Consider the following 16,485-nt stretch of genomic DNA (forward strand, 5'->3'; position numbering starts at 1 on the left):
ACCCACGACCTGCTGATTACAAATCAGCTGCTCTAGCCAGCTGAGCTACATCGGCCTCATTACGGGTGCAAATATAAAGCGGTTTTTCAATTTCCCAAAATAAATTTGCACTTTTTTACACTTTTTTTTTCTTATAATGCGTTGATTTTTTCAATCAATTGATTAGCAGCTTGTTCTAATTCAACATTAATTTGTTTGAAATGTGCTTTTTTATTTTCAACGTTCTTTGCGTTCACTTTTGTAATCAAAGTATCGAATGCAGCGATAGCTTCATCGACCAAAGCATTCGTTTCTGGAGTAGGATTTCCTGTTGTTGACATCTCAAACAAGTAAACTGCCTCAATAATATCTCCTAATACGAAGTTGATGTCTTTCTTTAAATTCTTAACGTTTGCCATTTTCTTTTTATTTTAATTTGCGTCTGCAAAAGTACATATTATCTTTAAATTTAATGCTAAGAAATGTAAATTTCTAAAATTGAAGCTTTTCCGCTCAAATTAAATGCATTTATAGCAGCTGGAACCAAAACAGTATCTCCTTTTTTATAAGCTTGCTTGAATCCGTCATATTCAATTTCAAAATCACCTTCGATACACATATATACTGTAAATGTTTCTCCATTTTTGGCAACTTCTAATTTATTTTCTAACGGAAGAAAATTCGTTGTAAAATATGGACAGTCTACAACAGTATTTGAGGTATTAACTTTTGTCTCGTATTTTTTCTGTGTATCTACTTTATTATAGTTAATTGCATCTAGAGCAAGATCTACGTGCAATTCTCTTTTATTTCCTTGCGCATCTACACGATCAAAATCATATAATCTATATGTAATATCAGAAGTCTGTTGAATTTCGGCAACAACCAAACCAGCTCCAATTGCGTGAACTGTTCCAGTTTCTAAAAAGAAAACATCTCCAGCTTTTGCTTTTACATCATCTAAGATAGACACCAAAGTATTATCGTGTAAATGTTTCAAATATTCTTCTTTACTAGAATCTTCTTTAAAACCAACAATAATTCTAGCATCTGCATCGGCTTGCATTACATACCACATTTCGGTTTTACCAAATGAGTTGTGACGTTCTTTTGCCAACTTGTCGTTTGGATGCACTTGAATAGAAAGATCTTCTCTTGCATCTAGATATTTAAAAAGTAACGGAAATTGCTTTCCAAAACGCTCATAAACTTTAGTTCCTAAAATAGCATCTGGTGTTTCATCAATCAAATCCATTAAAGATTTTCCTTTTAAAACTCCATTTGCAACGACACTTATATCACCTTGTACAGTAGACAATTCCCAGCTTTCGCCAGTAATTTTAGAAACGATTGGTTTGTTTAGAATAGTTTTTAGTTTTTCTCCTCCCCAGATTCTTTCTTTCAAAATCGGTTCAAATTGCAAAGGGTATAAATTCTGACTCATGTTTTTTAGGCTAATATATTTGTTTAATTAATTCTAATTTGATACTATTTTGGTAATCTATGATACTAATTCTTGAACAATTTCTAAGGCTTTCGGTATATGTTTGGCAGCATTTGCACTATCAAATATCGAAATTAATAAACCATTCTTATCAATTATATAAGTAACGCGTCCTGGCAAAAGCCCGAACAAATTATTACGAACACCAAAAAGTTTTCTTAATCTTTTATCTTGATCTGAAAGCAAAATAAAAGGCAATTTATGTTTAGAAGCAAATTTATGATGTGACTTTACACTATCGCTGCTAATACCAATTACCTCAGCTCCTAAATCTTTAAAATCTTCGTATTGATCCCGAAAACTGCAAGCTTCGGTTGTACATCCTGGTGTATTATCTTTTGGGTAAAAATAAATCACCAGTGGCTTTCTTCCTAAAACACTTTGGCTTTCAAAAAGTTCACCATTGTTGTCTTTCGCAGTAAAATTCGGAACTATATCTCCTATTTTTAATGACATTTTTTATTCTCCTTTATAAGTTACAAAATTTCGGTCCGTTTCGTTCAGCACAACTTCAAGATCAAAGTCGGCATGAATTCGTTGTCTAATTTTATTCCATATCACAACAGCAATATTCTCTGCAGTCGGATTCAAATCTGCAAATTCTGGAACATCCAGATTAAGATTTTTGTGATCAAACGGAATTTCTACTTCTTCTCGTATAATGTCCGCTAATACTTTCACATCTAAAACAAAACCAGTTTCCGGGTCAATCTTTCCTGTAACACTTACTGTTAAACCATAATTATGACCATGAAAGTTCGGATTATTGCATTTTCCAAAAACAGCGTCGTTTTTTTCAAATGACCAATCCTTTCGATGCAGTCGATGTGCAGCATTAAAATGTGCTTTTCTTGATATGGTTACTCTCATTTATGTTTCTGGTTAGTTGGCTATAATTTATGGTCTTCAAGATAATGATCAAATTCATCAAAAATTATCTTAAACCAAACGGTATAAATTTCGGGCTGTTTTTCAATATCTGCTTTCACATCTTCAATACTCATCCATTTCCAATCTTCGACTTCGTCTGGATTTATATTTGGTTCCTCATTATAATAACCAATCATAACATGATCCAATTCATGCTCTGTCAAACCATTATCAAAAGGCGCTTTATAAATAAAATGAAACAGCTCTTTCAATTCAGCCTTAAAACCCATTTCTTCAAATAATCTTCGGCTTCCTGCCTCGATGTTTGATTCTCCTTCTCTCTGATGACTGCAACAAGTGTTTGTCCAAAGTAAAGGAGAATGATATTTATGATGAGCACGCTGCTGCAGCATAATTTCGTTTTTACTATTTAGAATAAAAACCGAAAAGGCACGGTGCAAAAGCGCTTTTTCATGTGCTTCTAATTTTGGCATTAAGCCAATCTGTTCATCGTTCTGATTAACTAGTATTACGTTTTCTTCTGTCATAAGGCTTCTTAAGCAAACAAAAATACGAAAAAAGAAATGGCTTAAAAATCCTAATTAAGTTTGTCAAAAGCTTTGCTTTCAAATAAATTTCTATTTCCTTGATTTACAACTCTATAATTCTGCTAAAAATTAAAAGCTGTTAAAATTAAGACATAAAAACTAGATTGTCTCATTTTACGTAACTAATAAAAAGTTAAAACACACTTAAAAAAATCTCAATAATAACCTTGTCTGTAATTTGAAGCTAAATCTCGGCGTATCTTTGAAATACAGATTATAGCACCCAAGAACTTATGAAATCTAAAAATCTAATTTTCAGCCTTTGTTTTCTACTTCCGCTCTTTATTCTGCAAGCTTGCGGACAAAACACTAAAAAACAAACTACACAAACTGCTGTTATGGAAAATAAAATCAGTAAACCCGGAAATCCTTATTATTCGAATACCGATACAACAAAATTAAATGTAAGCAACGCCGAATGGAAAAAGGTTTTGCCTGAGGATGTTTATGCTGTAATGCGCGAAGCCGACACTGAAAGACCTTTTACTGGAAAGTATTGGAATTCTGATGAAAAAGGAACTTATTACTGCGCTTCTTGCGGAAACTTACTTTTTAGATCTACAGCTAAGTTTTCAAGCAGTTGCGGATGGCCAAGCTTCTTTGAACAGGAAAACAAAAAAAGCATAGTTTTTAAAGAAGACAACTCGCTTGGAATGGAAAGAACCGAAGCGCTTTGCGGGCGTTGCGGTGGACATTTAGGCCACATTTTTGATGACGGTCCTGCTCCTACTGGAAAACGTTATTGCATGAATTCGATTGCTCTTGATTTTATTCCCGATAATAAATAAACTAAAAATGAAAAATATACTTTTAATATGTCTTTTTACGCTTTCGCTAAATGGCATTTCTCAAAATAAAAAATCCAATCTCGAAACTATTACGCTTGGCGGAGGTTGCTACTGGTGCGTTGAAGCCGTTTACGAAAATCTGGACGGAGTAAAATCTGTTGTTTCTGGATTTTCAGGAGGAAATGTTGCTAACCCTACTTACGAAGAAGTTTGCACAGGAGAAACGGGCCACGCCGAAGTGGTTCAGATTACTTATGACAAAACTGTAACTGATATTAACGAGATCTTCAAAGTTTTCTTTACCGTTCACGATCCAACTACTTTAAACCGCCAAGGTGCAGATGTTGGCACACAATACCGCTCCGTTATTTTCTATAGAAATGACGAACAGAAAAAAGCGGCTCAAAGTATTATTGCCGAACTAAACAAAGCAAAAGTCTACAATAGTCCGATTGTGACCAAGGTGGAACCTTTTAAAGTTTTTTATAAAGCCGAAGATTATCATCAAAACTATTATGCGAACAATAAAAACCAGCCGTATTGCAAAATGGTGATTCAGCCTAAAATAGAAAAGTTTGAAAAGGTTTTTAAAGATAAACTGAAAAAGAAACAAGGCTAATACAACTTATTATTATCAACCGTCCACAAAAATGGACGGTTTTTTTTATTTCACCAAACCTTGTAAACACTGGGTTTTTCTTTTAATTGAAAAAATATTTTAATTTTTTTTCTCTTTTTTGTCCAATCCTGAAAGTTCGATTGTTATTAGGGTATAAACAATTAAAAAATTATACATCATGGAAACTAGACTTAATTTATTCGAACAAGGTCAAAAAGCAGTTAGCACATTATTTGGAATTAGCGGTTATTTGAAAAAAGGAACAATTGAAGCATCTCTTATGGAATTAATAAATTTCAGAATCTCTCAAATCAACAACTGCGGTTATTGTTTAGACATGCATTCAAAAGAAGCTTTAGCCGCTGGAGAAACAACACAACGTTTATTTGGATTAAGTGTGTGGAGAGAAACTCCGTATTTTACACAAAGAGAAAGAGTCGCTCTTGCTTTAGCAGAAGCTGTAAATGCTTGTGATGTTCCAGACGAAATTTACGAAATCGCAAAAGCTGAATTTACAGAACAAGAATTAATAGATCTTACGCTTGCAGTTGCTGCCATCAACGCTTGGAACCGTCTTAACATCACTTTTTCCAATGTGCCTGGAACTTATAGAGTTGGACAGTTCGGATAAACAGTAATTGATTTTATTTTGTAAAAACAATTAACTTTATACAACTCAAAGCAAATTATTCAATTTAAAAACATAAAAAATGAATGAGTTTTTATTGATTTTCAGAAGAGATTTTAAAACAAAAGAAACACAGCCGTCTCCAGAAGAATTGCAGCAGCATTTACAGCAGTGGCAAAACTGGTTTGGAAGTCTTGCAGCTCAAGATAAACTGGCAAGACCTTTACAGAAATGGGACGGCGAGGGAAAACTTGTAAATTCAAATAAGGGAATTACCGACGGGCCTTTTGTTGAAATTAAAGAATCTATTGGCGGATTGATTATAATTAAAGCCAAAGATTATGACGAAGCAGCCGAAATTGCGCAAGGATGTCCAGTTTTAAATTTTGGCGGAAATGTCGAAATTAGAATGGCCGTTTAGATTTTAAATCAACTTAAACAAAATGCCTTTGTATCTTTACTAAGGCATTTTTCTCTTAAAACATGGAGCACAAAGAACTTTTACCAAACTTATTCAGAACCGAATATCAAAAAATAGTTTCAGTTCTCTGCAGCTTATTCGGAATTCAGCATATCGAAATTGCAGAAGATATTGTAAGTGATACTTTTTTGACCGCTTCAGAAACTTGGGCAATTAAAGGCATTCCAGAAAACCCTTCAGCTTGGCTTTATACCGTTGCCAAAAATAAAACCAAAAACTATCTGAAAAGAAACAACGTTTTTGAGACCAAAATCGTTTCCGAAATAAAACACAATACTCCATTAAACAATCCTGAAATCGACATTGATTTGTCTGATCAAAATATTGCCGATAGCCAACTGGCGATGATATTTACGGTTTGCAATCCGTGTAATTCCGAAGAAGCTCAAATAGCCCTTGCCTTAAATTTATTATGTGGTTTTGGAGTAAATGAAATTTCAGATGCTTTTTTATCTAACAGGGAAGTCATTTACAAAAGAATTAATCGCGCCAAAGAAAAGCTAAAAGAAGAAAACATAAAAATTCAGCATCCGAACAATACTGAAATAAAAGACAGGATACAAACGGTTCTCAAAACCATTTACCTGCTTTATTCTGAAGGCTACTACTCTATTTCGCAAAACACCACTTTACGAAAAGATCTTTGTTCCGAAGCCATGCGTCTGACTTATTTATTGATTGAAAATGAAAGCACAAATTTGCCACAGACAAATGCTCTAATGGCGTTAATGTGTTTTCATTCTTCAAGATTTGATGCTCGAACTGGCTTAAATGGTGAAATTATTTTATATGAAGATCAGGATCAATCGCTTTGGAATCAGGAATTAATTGATAGAGGAACTTATTTTCTTAGTCAGTCTTCGACCGGAAATACACTTTCAAAATATCACTTAGAAGCTGGAATAGCCTATTGGCACACCATAAAAACAGAAACTTTAGAAAAATGGAAAAATATTCTGGAACTCTATAACAATCTAATCATTTTAGAATATTCGCCAATTGTTGCCTTAAACAGAACTTATGCTCTATCTAAAGTAAAAGGCAAAGAAGAAGCAATCAAAGAAGCTGAAAAATTGAATTTAACCGATAATCATTTTTATTATTCTCTACTAGGAAATCTCTATTCTGGAATTGACACAAAAAAGGCACTACAGAATTTTGAAACAGCTCTTGGTTTAGCTAAAACAGCATCCGACAAAAATATCATCAGCAAAAACATTGAACACTTGAAATTAAAGACAAATTAGATTTAGCATAAAAAAAGTGAAATGATAAATTTCATTTCACCTTTCTTATATATTGATTTTGAGTACTATTGTTTAGCTACTTTTTTAAATCGCATCACTGGTACATTATCATGAATTAAATTTAGTTTTCCGTCTTTATCAACAGAATAACTCGTAACTAATTTAATTTGTTTTAAAAACTCCTGTTCTCCACCACCTTCACAAAACATCATTGTAGTTGGCCCTGCTTCTCCAAAAGTCAAAGATTTACCTTTTAAAATATAGGGTGCACTATAACCATTACATCCATTATTCCCGTATACTTTTGTTTCTTTTTGATCGAAAGTAAGTTGTGGCTTTTTATGCGGATACAATCCTTCAAAAGCAATTCTTGGTCCAGAAATATACTCAAGTTCCCAAGTTGTGTCAAATAGATCGCCTGCGCTTTTATCTGTTTTTGATGTCTTACATGAAGCAAATAATAGCGTTAAAACTGAAAGGACTGCAAATGTGTATTTTTTCATAAAAATGTTTTTTAAAGATTTATAATTTGTTTTCTTTTTTTGAACTAAAATAATTCTATAAAAATCCTATTCTCAATATTCATGCCCAGTTACAGCTTTTCTTAAGTTTAAATTTAACTCAACGCTGTTATTTTCTGTCTCTAAGTTACTACAAATTATTTAAAGTTTTATCGCCCAGATGTTTAAAATAAAACAAGTAACACTATTTTTTTTGTAATTTGCATCAATCAAAAAGCCAAATCATCAACAAAAAAACCAAAAAATGAAACAATTTCTATTTTTGTTTGTATTTGCATTGACAACTCCGTTTGTTCAATCGCAAGAAAACCTTCCAACAGATTACCTAACAAAAGAATTCCATCATGGACGACGTGAAGCTTTTAGAGCTTTAATGCCTGCTAATTCTGTCGCCGTTGTTTTTTCTTATCCAGAAAAAGTTTTTTCTAAAGACATTAACTACAATTATCATCCAAATCCTGATATGTATTACTTAACAGGATACAAAGAACCCGATGCTATTTTAGTGCTTTTTAAAGAACCTCAAGGAACAGAAAAATACAACGAAGTTCTTTTTGTAAGAGAAAGAAATGCGTCTCGCGAAACATGGACTGGAAGACGTTTAGGAATTGAAGGAGCTAAATCTAAATTAGGTTTCACAACTGTTTACAACGGAAAAGACTTTAATGCCTTTGCAATTGATTTTGCAAAATTTGACAAAGTTATTTATGACGAAATCCCAACAGATGTTGCAGAAAACAACAGTCCTGATAATTTATATGCATTACTAAAATCTTTTAAATCTAAAGCAGGAATTACAACAGCAAATGAAACTTCTACAGATTTGTTTGACAAAATCACCAATTCTCTTCGTGAAATCAAAACTCCTGAAGAGCTTGTTTTAATGCGCAAAACGGTAAAACTTTCTTGCGTTGCACATAATGAGGTTATGAAAGCAGTTGGCCCAGATATGAGCGAAAATGAAGCAGACGGAATTCATGCTTACATTCACAGACATTACGGTGCAGAAGGCGAAGGTTATCCTCCAATTGTTGGCGCTGGAGCAAACGGATGTATTTTGCATTATGGAGACAATAACGCTACAAAAATTGACAATCAATTATTATTAATGGATGTTGGTTCTGAATATCACGGTTATTCTGCAGACGTTACAAGAACAATTCCTGCAAACGGAAAATTTACTGAAGAGCAAAAAGCAATTTACCAAATTGTTTATGATGCACAGGAAGAAGTTTTTAAAATCTGTAAAGAAGGAACTCCTATTCAAGATTTAAATAAAAAAGCAAAAGAAGTTATAACTGCTGGGTTAATTAAATTAGGAATTATTACAGATCCTAAAGATGTCCGAATTTATTATCCGCACGGATGTTCGCACTTTCTTGGTTTAGATGTTCATGATAAAGGAAATTATATGGGAACTCTAAAAGAAAACATGATTCTTACTGTTGAACCAGGAATTTATATTCCTGCAAATAGCAAATGCGATAAAAAATGGTGGAATATTGGCGTTCGTATCGAAGATGATATTTTAATGCTTAAAGATTCTTATGAAAATCTTTCTGCAGATTCTCCTAGAAAATGGCAAGACATTGAAGCTTTAGCCAAACAAAAAAGTACTTTTAATGACATGAAATTCCCTAAGATCTAATTAGTTTTTTTGCCACAGATTAAATGGATTATTAAAATTTTTAAATTAAAAACTTAAAAAAATCTGTGAAAATCCTTTTAATCTGTGGCCAAGAAAAAATAAAAAAAGCCTCAAAATAATTTGAGGCTTTTTCTTTTGAATTTTCCCGAACTTTACATTCTTAAATCAATTAAAAATGAAAGCACTTACCTTTTCTTCTTTTGGAGAATCAGATGTTTTAGAATATATAGAAATCCCTAATCCGCAATTAAAAAAAGACGAAATTTTAGTCGAAATGAAAGCCATCGGATTAAATTTTGCAGATGTTTACCGACGCAAGGGAAATTATCACTTAAAAGGAAATCCGCCTTTTATTGCCGGTTATGAAGGAGCAGGAATTGTTGTTGATGCAAATAATCACTCAGAATTTAAAATTGGCGATCGTGTGGCTTTTGCCGATGCTCCGTTTGCCAATGCAGAATTGGTTGCCGTAAATGTAAATCACATTATTCCGTTATCTGAAAATATTTCTTTTGAAACCGCAGCTTCTGTTTTGCTTCAAGGTTTAACAGCTCATTATCTTGCAACAGATAGTCATAAAACTGTTAAAGGAGAAACTGTTTTGATACATGCCGTTGCAGGTGGAGTTGGTCAAATACTAACTCAGATCAGTAAACTTTTAGGCGCAACTGTCATTGGATTAACTTCATCGGCTGAAAAAGCAAAAACTGGATTTGAACAAGGTGCAGATCATGTTTTTCTTTATAATGACGATTGGAAATCACAAGTTCTTAAAGTTACTCCAAATGGTGTCGATGCTGTTTATGATAGTATAGGGAGTACTTTGATGGAAAGTTTTGAAGTCACCAAAGAATGTGGACAAGTAGTTTTCTTCGGAATGGCGGGCGGAGATCCAGCACCTGTAGACCCAAGAATGCTAATGGATGGTTCTAAAACTTTAACGGGAGGCGATTTGTGGAGTTATTTAAATTCTAAAGAAGAACGAATTAAACGCGCAACTCAATTATTTAGTTGGATTACCGAAGGAAAAATCAAACTTTCAGAACCAACATCTTTTAAATTATCAGAAGGAAAACTGGCGCACGATTTTCTAGAAAGCAGAAAAAGCACTGGGAAAATCATTTTGATTCCTTAATTTTTTTTGCCACGAATTACACCAATTTTTACTAATTTTTATTTTTGGTTTTAAATTTAATTCGTGAGAATTGGTGTAATTCGTGGCAAAACATCATAATTTAACGACTTCCATTTTTGTCACTTCAGACAATTCTAGAATCCTATTTACTTCATTTTTATTGGCTAGAAAAAACAAATAACTATCGCCATACGTTTCATACGTCATTAATTCCAAATTCCTTTTTTCTAATTCAGATTGAATGTATGGAAACAAATCATGACTATAGGTTTCTTCTGGATAATCAAACCTGAAATCTTCACCAAGCATTTCAGAAATAAAATATTCTGCATCTTCTGGATCAAATTTCCAGTCGCTATGCCATGAATTCATACCTTCAAAAAAGTCAAAATCATAATCAAATTCATCATCATTTTGATTTCTCTTATCAAAAATTTCTTGGGATTGACTTTGTAATAGTTCTTCGTCGATTTCTCCTCTAGAAACTAATTGTAGAAATTCTTTAAATGTTTCTACAGTCGCTTCTTCATTTTGCACTAAATTTTCTTGAGAAGAAAGTTCTACTGTTTTAGGAATTTCAATATTTAAATATTGGCAGATTCCCTGCAAAACCAATTTAAAATCTCTAATTCCAATTTCTTCACTTTCATTCTTCGGATTATTTACATCTAAAAGTTCGCTTTCCAGCAATCCTTTTGTATAATCGAAGAAATGTCTTCCTGAATACAATATTTTAAAATCGTTTATTTCTAAACTATTCGTGCAGCAGAAAAAGATCACGAAGTTTTTTATAGAACGCTTAAAGAACTTTTTTTCTTCTGGGGTTGGCTCCGAATAAAATTGAATGTGTATAAAATCGTACTCTAAACCTTCTTGAATCTGCTCATCAGAAAGAGTCGAAATATTCATTTTTTTATAAAGTTCATTCAAAACTTCATAAGCATTATTGAAACCTGCTTTTTTAATTTCTTCATTTCCTTCTTCATGATCAAATGAACTTGGAAAGAAAAATAAATTCACCATCACATCTTCCTGAATTCCCTTTACTTTAAATTCAAGACTTGACTGCTCATTATATAAATAGGAGTAAATAGGATCAATAACATCAAAAGAGATAATCGATTTTGGGTCGTTATTGCGTCCAAATATGTTTGAGAAAAAGCTCATTACAATTACTGGTATTAAAACTAATCGTTAGAATATTTAAAACTCTGATTCATTTTATCAAAAGGAATCACTTCATTAACAATCGATTCTAATTCATGATCTGTTAATAATCCTCTAGCAGATTCAACTATTTTTGGCGAAACATGTATTTCGTAATCAATTATATCTCGTTCTAAAATAGCTGATAGAATTGCGTTTTGCTGCTCAGTCAGATACTTTTTGTGCGATTTAAATACTGATTCTATATCGTCTCTAAATTCCTCATCAGTAAGTTCATTATAGACATCTTGTTTCGACATATCAATCAATAAAACTTTGAAAATAAAATCCTGAAGGTTTTTTGCCAAATAATTAACTTCATTAGAGTCGTGCCAAACAAAAACAATCGGCACATCTCCATTGTTTTCTTCGTTTAAAAAGAAACAATAATGATCGCCACCGCCACTTTTAGCAAACGGAATAAATTTAAATTCTGGATTTATATTTCGATAATCTTCTGGATCTTGAAGTTCTTCTATTTCTTCTGCAACAGATTTTAAATTCAGTGATTCAAAATCATAAGAATGTAAAAGCAAAGGTGGATTGTCTTTTAAAGTAGGATAGACATCTGTATACCAATTTGGACCATATTCTCCAACATCTAGCATGCCGTCAGCCTCTAACTGTTTGTATAAGAAAGGGTATTCAAATCTGTATTTTTTTTCGATTTCTTGTATTGTCATCTTTGGGGAATATTCTATTAAAATCAGAATACTAAGATAACAATCTTTACTGGACCAAAAAACCTGAAGTCAATTATTTCAAGGATTCCGCAATCATTAAGGCGCATTTTTCGCCATCAATTGCTGCTGAAATAATTCCGCCAGCATAACCCGCACCTTCTCCGCAAGGATATAAACCTTTAATTTGCAAATGCTCCAAAGTCATAGAATCTCTCGGAATTCTAACCGGTGATGAAGTTCTGCTTTCTGGTGCATGCAAAATTGCCTCGTTAGTTAAATAACCTCGCATTGATTTTCCAAAATCCTGAAATCCCTGACGCATAATTTGAGTTAAAAATCCAGGAAAAACCTGTCCTAACTCAACCGAAGTGGTTCCTGGAACATAAGATGTTTTCGGAATATCTGCTGAAACTTTACTTTTGGTAAAATCAATCATTCGCTGAGCCGGAACTTTTTGGGTTTCGCCAGCCAAATACCAAGCTTTTTGTTCGATGCTTTTTTGAAATTCCATTCCAGCCAAAGCTCCGAATTTTGCAAATGGTTTAAAATCTTCCAATTTCAACTCGACCACAATTCCAGAATTTGCCGTTGACTGATCACGTTTAGATGGTGACCAACCATTTGTAACTACTTCTCCCGGACTTGTCGCACATGGCGCAATTACTCCGCCCGGACACATACAGAATGAATACATTCCGCGGCCATTCACTTGTTTTACGATAGAATACGGCGCTGGAGGCAAATGTTCTCCACGGAAATCACAGCTGTACTGAATACTATCAATCAGTTCTTGCGAATGCTCTGCACGAACTCCCAAAGCAAAAGGTTTTGCTTCTATAAAAATTTTCTTTTTATCTAATAATTCAAAAATATCACGCGCTGAATGTCCTGTTGCTAAGATTAATTTATTGGCATGAATTTTATCTCCGTTTTGCGTTACGATTCCTTCAACTTCATTATTCTTTACCAAAATATCGCTTACACGGGTTTCAAACAAAACCTGACCGCCAAACTCCCTAATTTTATTTCTAATATCTTCAATAATTTTTGGAAGTTTATTAGTTCCAATATGCGGATGCGCTTCTACCAAAATATCTTCAGAAGCTCCAAAAGCAACTAAAAGTTCTAAAATTCTAGTTACATCGCCACGCTTTTTAGAACGAGTATATAATTTTCCATCAGAATATGTTCCTGCTCCGCCTTCTCCAAAACAATAATTCGAATCTTCGTTTACAATATGTTCACGATTTATCGCTTTTAAGTCACGGCGACGGCCACGAACGTCTTTTCCTCTTTCGAGTACAATTGGCTTTAAACCTAATTCAATTAATTGCAATGCCGCAAAAAGTCCAGCTGGACCAGCACCGACAACAATAACTTCTTGTGCATTCGAAACGTCCTTATATATAGGAAGCTCAATTTTAGTTTCCTGAAAAGGTTCGCCTTTTAAATAAATAAGAACTTTCAAATTAATTTTAATCGCTTTCTGACGTGCGTCAATAGAGCGTTTTAAAATTGAAACGTGCTGAATTTCTTGAGCAGAAACTTTAATCTGCTTAGACAAATGATCTTTTAGCAATGATTCGTTTGCAGCAATTTCGGGTGTAACTTGAAGTAAAAGTTCTTTAGGCATTTTGTTTTATTTATTCTATTAGCTTTTCTTTCTATGAAAAGAACATGCAAAAGTACTATTTTGAAATGAGATTTTATATTTACTCTAAATTTTCACGCAGATTTACGCAGATTTTATCCTTAATTTATTTTTCATAAAATCTTTGCAATTTATTTCTAGCCACAGATTATTTGGATTAAAAAGATTTCTCTTAAGAGCAGTTAGACACACTGCAGTATATCTCTACAGAAAAAAACTTAGAACCTTAGCACCTCAGAATCTTAGAACCTTTGAGAAAGACTTTGTACCTTTGCTACTCTGAACCTTTGCACCTTTAAATAAAATGTCACGAAAAATAAAACTAATCTGGGATTTCCGTGGGCCAGCTTCTGCTAAAACTGCAGAACATCACGAAATTCATCTTAAAGAATATATTACAATAGAAAAACTGCCTTTAAATATTACTGGATTTAAAATCATAGACGAAATGTACGCCATAGCATTTATGGTCGTAACCGATGAGAATATGATTCAGGTAAGAGATGCTTTGAAACCGCATCGTGGGGAATTATATACTGAATAAAATTCCAATATTTTAAATTCCAAATTCCAAAACTGAAATACTTAAAAAAATGAAATCCCAAATTCCAATGCTATAGAAAACTTGGAATTTGGAATTTTTATTTTGAATATTCCCAAAAAGGGTTGGAATTTGGAATTTAAAAACTTTGGAATTTATTTTTTAGTTCGCTACTTCACTAATAAACTTAATACGCATTAAACGAAGTTCATCAATATCATAGTCGCCATCAAACTCTTTCAGCGCATCTTCGATTTTATCAGATTCAGATTCCATGAAATAATCGTGAATTTCTTCCTGCTGATCGTCATCTAAAATATCATCTAACCAATATTTGATATTTAATTTTGTGCCAGAATAAACAATTTGTTCCATTTCTTTGATTAATGCATCCATCGTAAGTCCTTTCGCGGAAGCAATATCATTTAATGAAAGCTTTCTATCAATATTTTGGATAATATATAATTTGTTGGCAGAATTTACTCCTGTAGATTTAACCACTAAATCGTCTGGGCGAATAATATCGTTGTCTTCTACATAACGACTGATTAAAGCAACAAATTCACTACCATATTTTTTAGCTTTTCCTTCACCAACACCATGAATATTATATAATTCTTGAATTGTTATCGGATATTTTAAAGCCATATCTTCAATTGAAGGATCTTGGAAAACTACAAATGGAGGCACTCCAAGTTTTTTGGCTACTTTTTTACGAAGTTCACGAAGCATTCCTGTCAAAACCTCATCGGCAGTTCCAGAAGATTTTGATGATGTTACTATTGCTTCATCATCCGCTTCGCTGTATTCATGATCTTCAGACATCATGAATGAAACTGGTTTTTTAATGAAGTCTAAACCAGCTTTTGTGATTTTGATTACTCCATAAGTTTCAATGTCTTTAGACAAATAACCAGAAACTAGAACTTGCCTCAATAATGCCATCCAGTATTTTTCGTCGTGGTCTGAACCTACGCCAAAATAAGGCTGAGTATCTGTTTTATGTGCTTTAATTACGGCATTAATACGCCCTATTAAAGTAAACACAATTTCTTTTGATTTATAAATATGTTTGGTATCACGAACAATTTCAAGCAATTTAACCACTTGTTCTTTGGCTTCTACTTTATGTTTAGGATTACGAACATTGTCATCCATATCGGCACCTTCACCATTTTCGCTATCAAATTCTTCTCCGAAATAATGCAACAGGAATTTTCTGCGTGACATTGAGGTTTCGGCATAAGCCACAACTTCCTGTAAAAGTGCAAAACCAATTTCCTGTTCCGCAACTGGTTTTCCAGACATAAATTTCTCTAGCTTTTCTACATCTTTATAAGAGTAGTAAGCCAAACAATGTCCTTCTCCGCCGTCACGTCCTGCACGACCAGTTTCTTGGTAATAACTTTCAAGTGATTTTGGAATGTCGTGGTGAATTACAAAACGAACGTCTGGTTTATCAATTCCCATTCCAAATGCGATTGTTGCTACAACAACATCGACATCTTCCATCAAGAACATATCCTGATGTTTAGCCCGCGTTTTGGCATCTAGACCTGCATGGTAAGGAACAGCGCTGATTCCGTTAACTTGTAAAACTTCGGCAATCGACTCTACTTTTTTACGGCTTAAGCAGTAAATAATTCCAGATTTACCTTTATGTTGTTTGATAAATCGAATAATATCCGACTCAATGTTTTTCGTTTTTGTGCGAACTTCATAATACAAGTTCGGTCTGTTGAATGATGCTTTAAAAGTATTAGCATCAGCCATGTCAAGGTTTTTCAGGATATCTTCCTGAACTTTTGGGGTTGCCGTTGCGGTAAGACCAATAATTGGCACTTTACCCAATTGCTTGATTATATTTCTCAGATTTCTGTACTCTGGCCTAAAATCATGTCCCCATTCTGAGATACAGTGTGCCTCATCAATAGCAACAAAAGAAATTGGAACACTTTGTAAAAAAGCCACATATTCTTCTTTTGTTAATGATTCGGGGGCGACATACAAAAGTTTGGTCAATCCAGATGTAATATCTTTTTTAACCTGAGCAATTTCTGTTTTAGTTAGAGAGGAATTTAATACATGTGCAATTCCATTTTCAGACGAAAGACTTCGAATTGCGTCTACCTGATTTTTCATCAAAGCAATTAAAGGAGAAACAACAATTGCTGTTCCTTCTTGAATTAAAGCCGGTAATTGGTAGCAAAGAGACTTTCCTCCACCGGTCGGCATAATTACGAATGTATTTTTTCCGTCTAAAATGCTCGTAATGACTTGCTCCTGCAAGCCTTTAAATTGGCTAAAGCCGAAATACTTCTTTAATTCTTTATGTATTTCAATTTCATTTGAATTCATTCTCTATATTAATGGTAT

The 16,485-nt window shown here is 33.4% G+C and carries 18 protein-coding genes; 8 read left to right on the forward strand and 10 right to left on the reverse strand.

From position 1 onward, the window contains the following. Positions 1-131: 131 nt before the first annotated feature. From JC605_RS18885 to idi, 5 genes are read right to left on the reverse strand one after another with little or no spacing between them, the layout of a single operon-like run. A complete protein-coding gene (locus tag JC605_RS18885) occupies positions 132-398 on the reverse strand; it encodes a hypothetical protein (protein WP_111364281.1) in 267 nt (88 codons plus the stop codon). Positions 399-454: 56 nt separating this feature from the next. After that, positions 455-1,423, reverse strand: coding sequence for a type I phosphomannose isomerase catalytic subunit (locus tag JC605_RS18890; RefSeq protein WP_198857690.1), 969 nt, complete (start codon positions 1,421-1,423; stop codon positions 455-457). A 57-nt stretch (positions 1,424-1,480) separates the two neighbouring features. After that, positions 1,481-1,939 (reverse strand): peroxiredoxin, encoded by a 459-nt coding sequence (locus JC605_RS18895; protein ID WP_198857691.1) that lies wholly within the window; start codon positions 1,937-1,939, stop codon positions 1,481-1,483. Positions 1,940-1,942: 3 nt separating this feature from the next. Beyond that, positions 1,943-2,353, reverse strand: coding sequence for a 6-carboxytetrahydropterin synthase (locus JC605_RS18900; protein ID WP_095929382.1), 411 nt, complete (start codon positions 2,351-2,353; stop codon positions 1,943-1,945). 20 nt (positions 2,354-2,373) lie between these two features. Next, entirely contained in the window at positions 2,374-2,901 is a 528-nt protein-coding gene (gene idi, locus JC605_RS18905; protein WP_129749010.1) for an isopentenyl-diphosphate Delta-isomerase, read from the reverse strand. Between the two features lie 293 nt (positions 2,902-3,194). On the opposite strand from idi, the gene msrB reads away from it, so the two are divergent. From msrB to JC605_RS18930, 5 genes are all read left to right on the forward strand, one after another. After that, positions 3,195-3,749, forward strand: a complete 555-nt coding sequence (gene msrB, locus JC605_RS18910; RefSeq protein ID WP_198857692.1) for a peptide-methionine (R)-S-oxide reductase MsrB — start codon at positions 3,195-3,197, stop codon at positions 3,747-3,749. A gap of 7 nt (positions 3,750-3,756) precedes the next feature. Further along, positions 3,757-4,368: a peptide-methionine (S)-S-oxide reductase MsrA gene (gene msrA, locus JC605_RS18915; protein ID WP_198857693.1), complete on the forward strand. Its 612-nt coding sequence runs from the start codon at positions 3,757-3,759 to the stop codon at positions 4,366-4,368. A gap of 178 nt (positions 4,369-4,546) precedes the next feature. Beyond that, positions 4,547-4,999, forward strand: coding sequence for a carboxymuconolactone decarboxylase family protein (locus JC605_RS18920; protein ID WP_198857694.1), 453 nt, complete (start codon positions 4,547-4,549; stop codon positions 4,997-4,999). Between the two features lie 79 nt (positions 5,000-5,078). After that, positions 5,079-5,417 carry a YciI family protein gene (locus tag JC605_RS18925; protein WP_198857695.1) on the forward strand — a complete coding sequence of 113 codons (339 nt, stop codon included), beginning with the start codon at positions 5,079-5,081 and terminating at the stop codon, positions 5,415-5,417. Between the two features lie 62 nt (positions 5,418-5,479). Continuing rightward, positions 5,480-6,724, forward strand: a complete 1,245-nt coding sequence (locus JC605_RS18930; RefSeq protein ID WP_198857696.1) for an RNA polymerase sigma factor — start codon at positions 5,480-5,482, stop codon at positions 6,722-6,724. A gap of 65 nt (positions 6,725-6,789) precedes the next feature. Here JC605_RS18930 and JC605_RS18935 read toward each other — a convergent pair whose 3' ends face one another. Continuing rightward, a complete protein-coding gene (locus tag JC605_RS18935) occupies positions 6,790-7,227 on the reverse strand; it encodes an META domain-containing protein (protein WP_198857697.1) in 438 nt (145 codons plus the stop codon). 262 nt (positions 7,228-7,489) lie between these two features. Here JC605_RS18935 and JC605_RS18940 point away from each other — a divergent pair, with 262 nt between their 5' ends. Beyond that, positions 7,490-8,893: an aminopeptidase P N-terminal domain-containing protein gene (locus tag JC605_RS18940; protein WP_198857698.1), complete on the forward strand. Its 1,404-nt coding sequence runs from the start codon at positions 7,490-7,492 to the stop codon at positions 8,891-8,893. Positions 8,894-9,068: 175 nt separating this feature from the next. Beyond that, entirely contained in the window at positions 9,069-10,028 is a 960-nt protein-coding gene (locus JC605_RS18945; protein ID WP_198857699.1) for a quinone oxidoreductase, read from the forward strand. Between the two features lie 93 nt (positions 10,029-10,121). Here the strand turns inward: JC605_RS18945 and JC605_RS18950 are convergent, their stop codons facing one another. The 3 genes from JC605_RS18950 to JC605_RS18960 all read right to left on the reverse strand — a co-directional run bounded on the left by JC605_RS18950 (position 10,122) and on the right by JC605_RS18960 (position 13,550). Continuing rightward, positions 10,122-11,195: a hypothetical protein gene (locus JC605_RS18950; RefSeq protein ID WP_198857700.1), complete on the reverse strand. Its 1,074-nt coding sequence runs from the start codon at positions 11,193-11,195 to the stop codon at positions 10,122-10,124. A gap of 20 nt (positions 11,196-11,215) precedes the next feature. Next, positions 11,216-11,917, reverse strand: coding sequence for an SMI1/KNR4 family protein (locus JC605_RS18955; RefSeq protein WP_198857701.1), 702 nt, complete (start codon positions 11,915-11,917; stop codon positions 11,216-11,218). A gap of 73 nt (positions 11,918-11,990) precedes the next feature. Beyond that, positions 11,991-13,550: an NAD(P)/FAD-dependent oxidoreductase gene (locus JC605_RS18960; protein ID WP_198857702.1), complete on the reverse strand. Its 1,560-nt coding sequence runs from the start codon at positions 13,548-13,550 to the stop codon at positions 11,991-11,993. Between the two features lie 322 nt (positions 13,551-13,872). Between JC605_RS18960 and JC605_RS18965 the strand changes: the two genes are divergently transcribed. Next, positions 13,873-14,112 carry a hypothetical protein gene (locus JC605_RS18965; protein WP_198857703.1) on the forward strand — a complete coding sequence of 80 codons (240 nt, stop codon included), beginning with the start codon at positions 13,873-13,875 and terminating at the stop codon, positions 14,110-14,112. Positions 14,113-14,271: 159 nt separating this feature from the next. Here JC605_RS18965 and recQ read toward each other — a convergent pair whose 3' ends face one another. After that, entirely contained in the window at positions 14,272-16,467 is a 2,196-nt protein-coding gene (gene recQ, locus JC605_RS18970; RefSeq protein ID WP_198857704.1) for a DNA helicase RecQ, read from the reverse strand. Positions 16,468-16,485: the final 18 nt, after the last annotated feature.

It is taken from the genome of Flavobacterium sp. IB48, assembly GCF_016405855.1.
GTDB classification, from domain to species: domain Bacteria; phylum Bacteroidota; class Bacteroidia; order Flavobacteriales; family Flavobacteriaceae; genus Flavobacterium; species Flavobacterium ginsengisoli.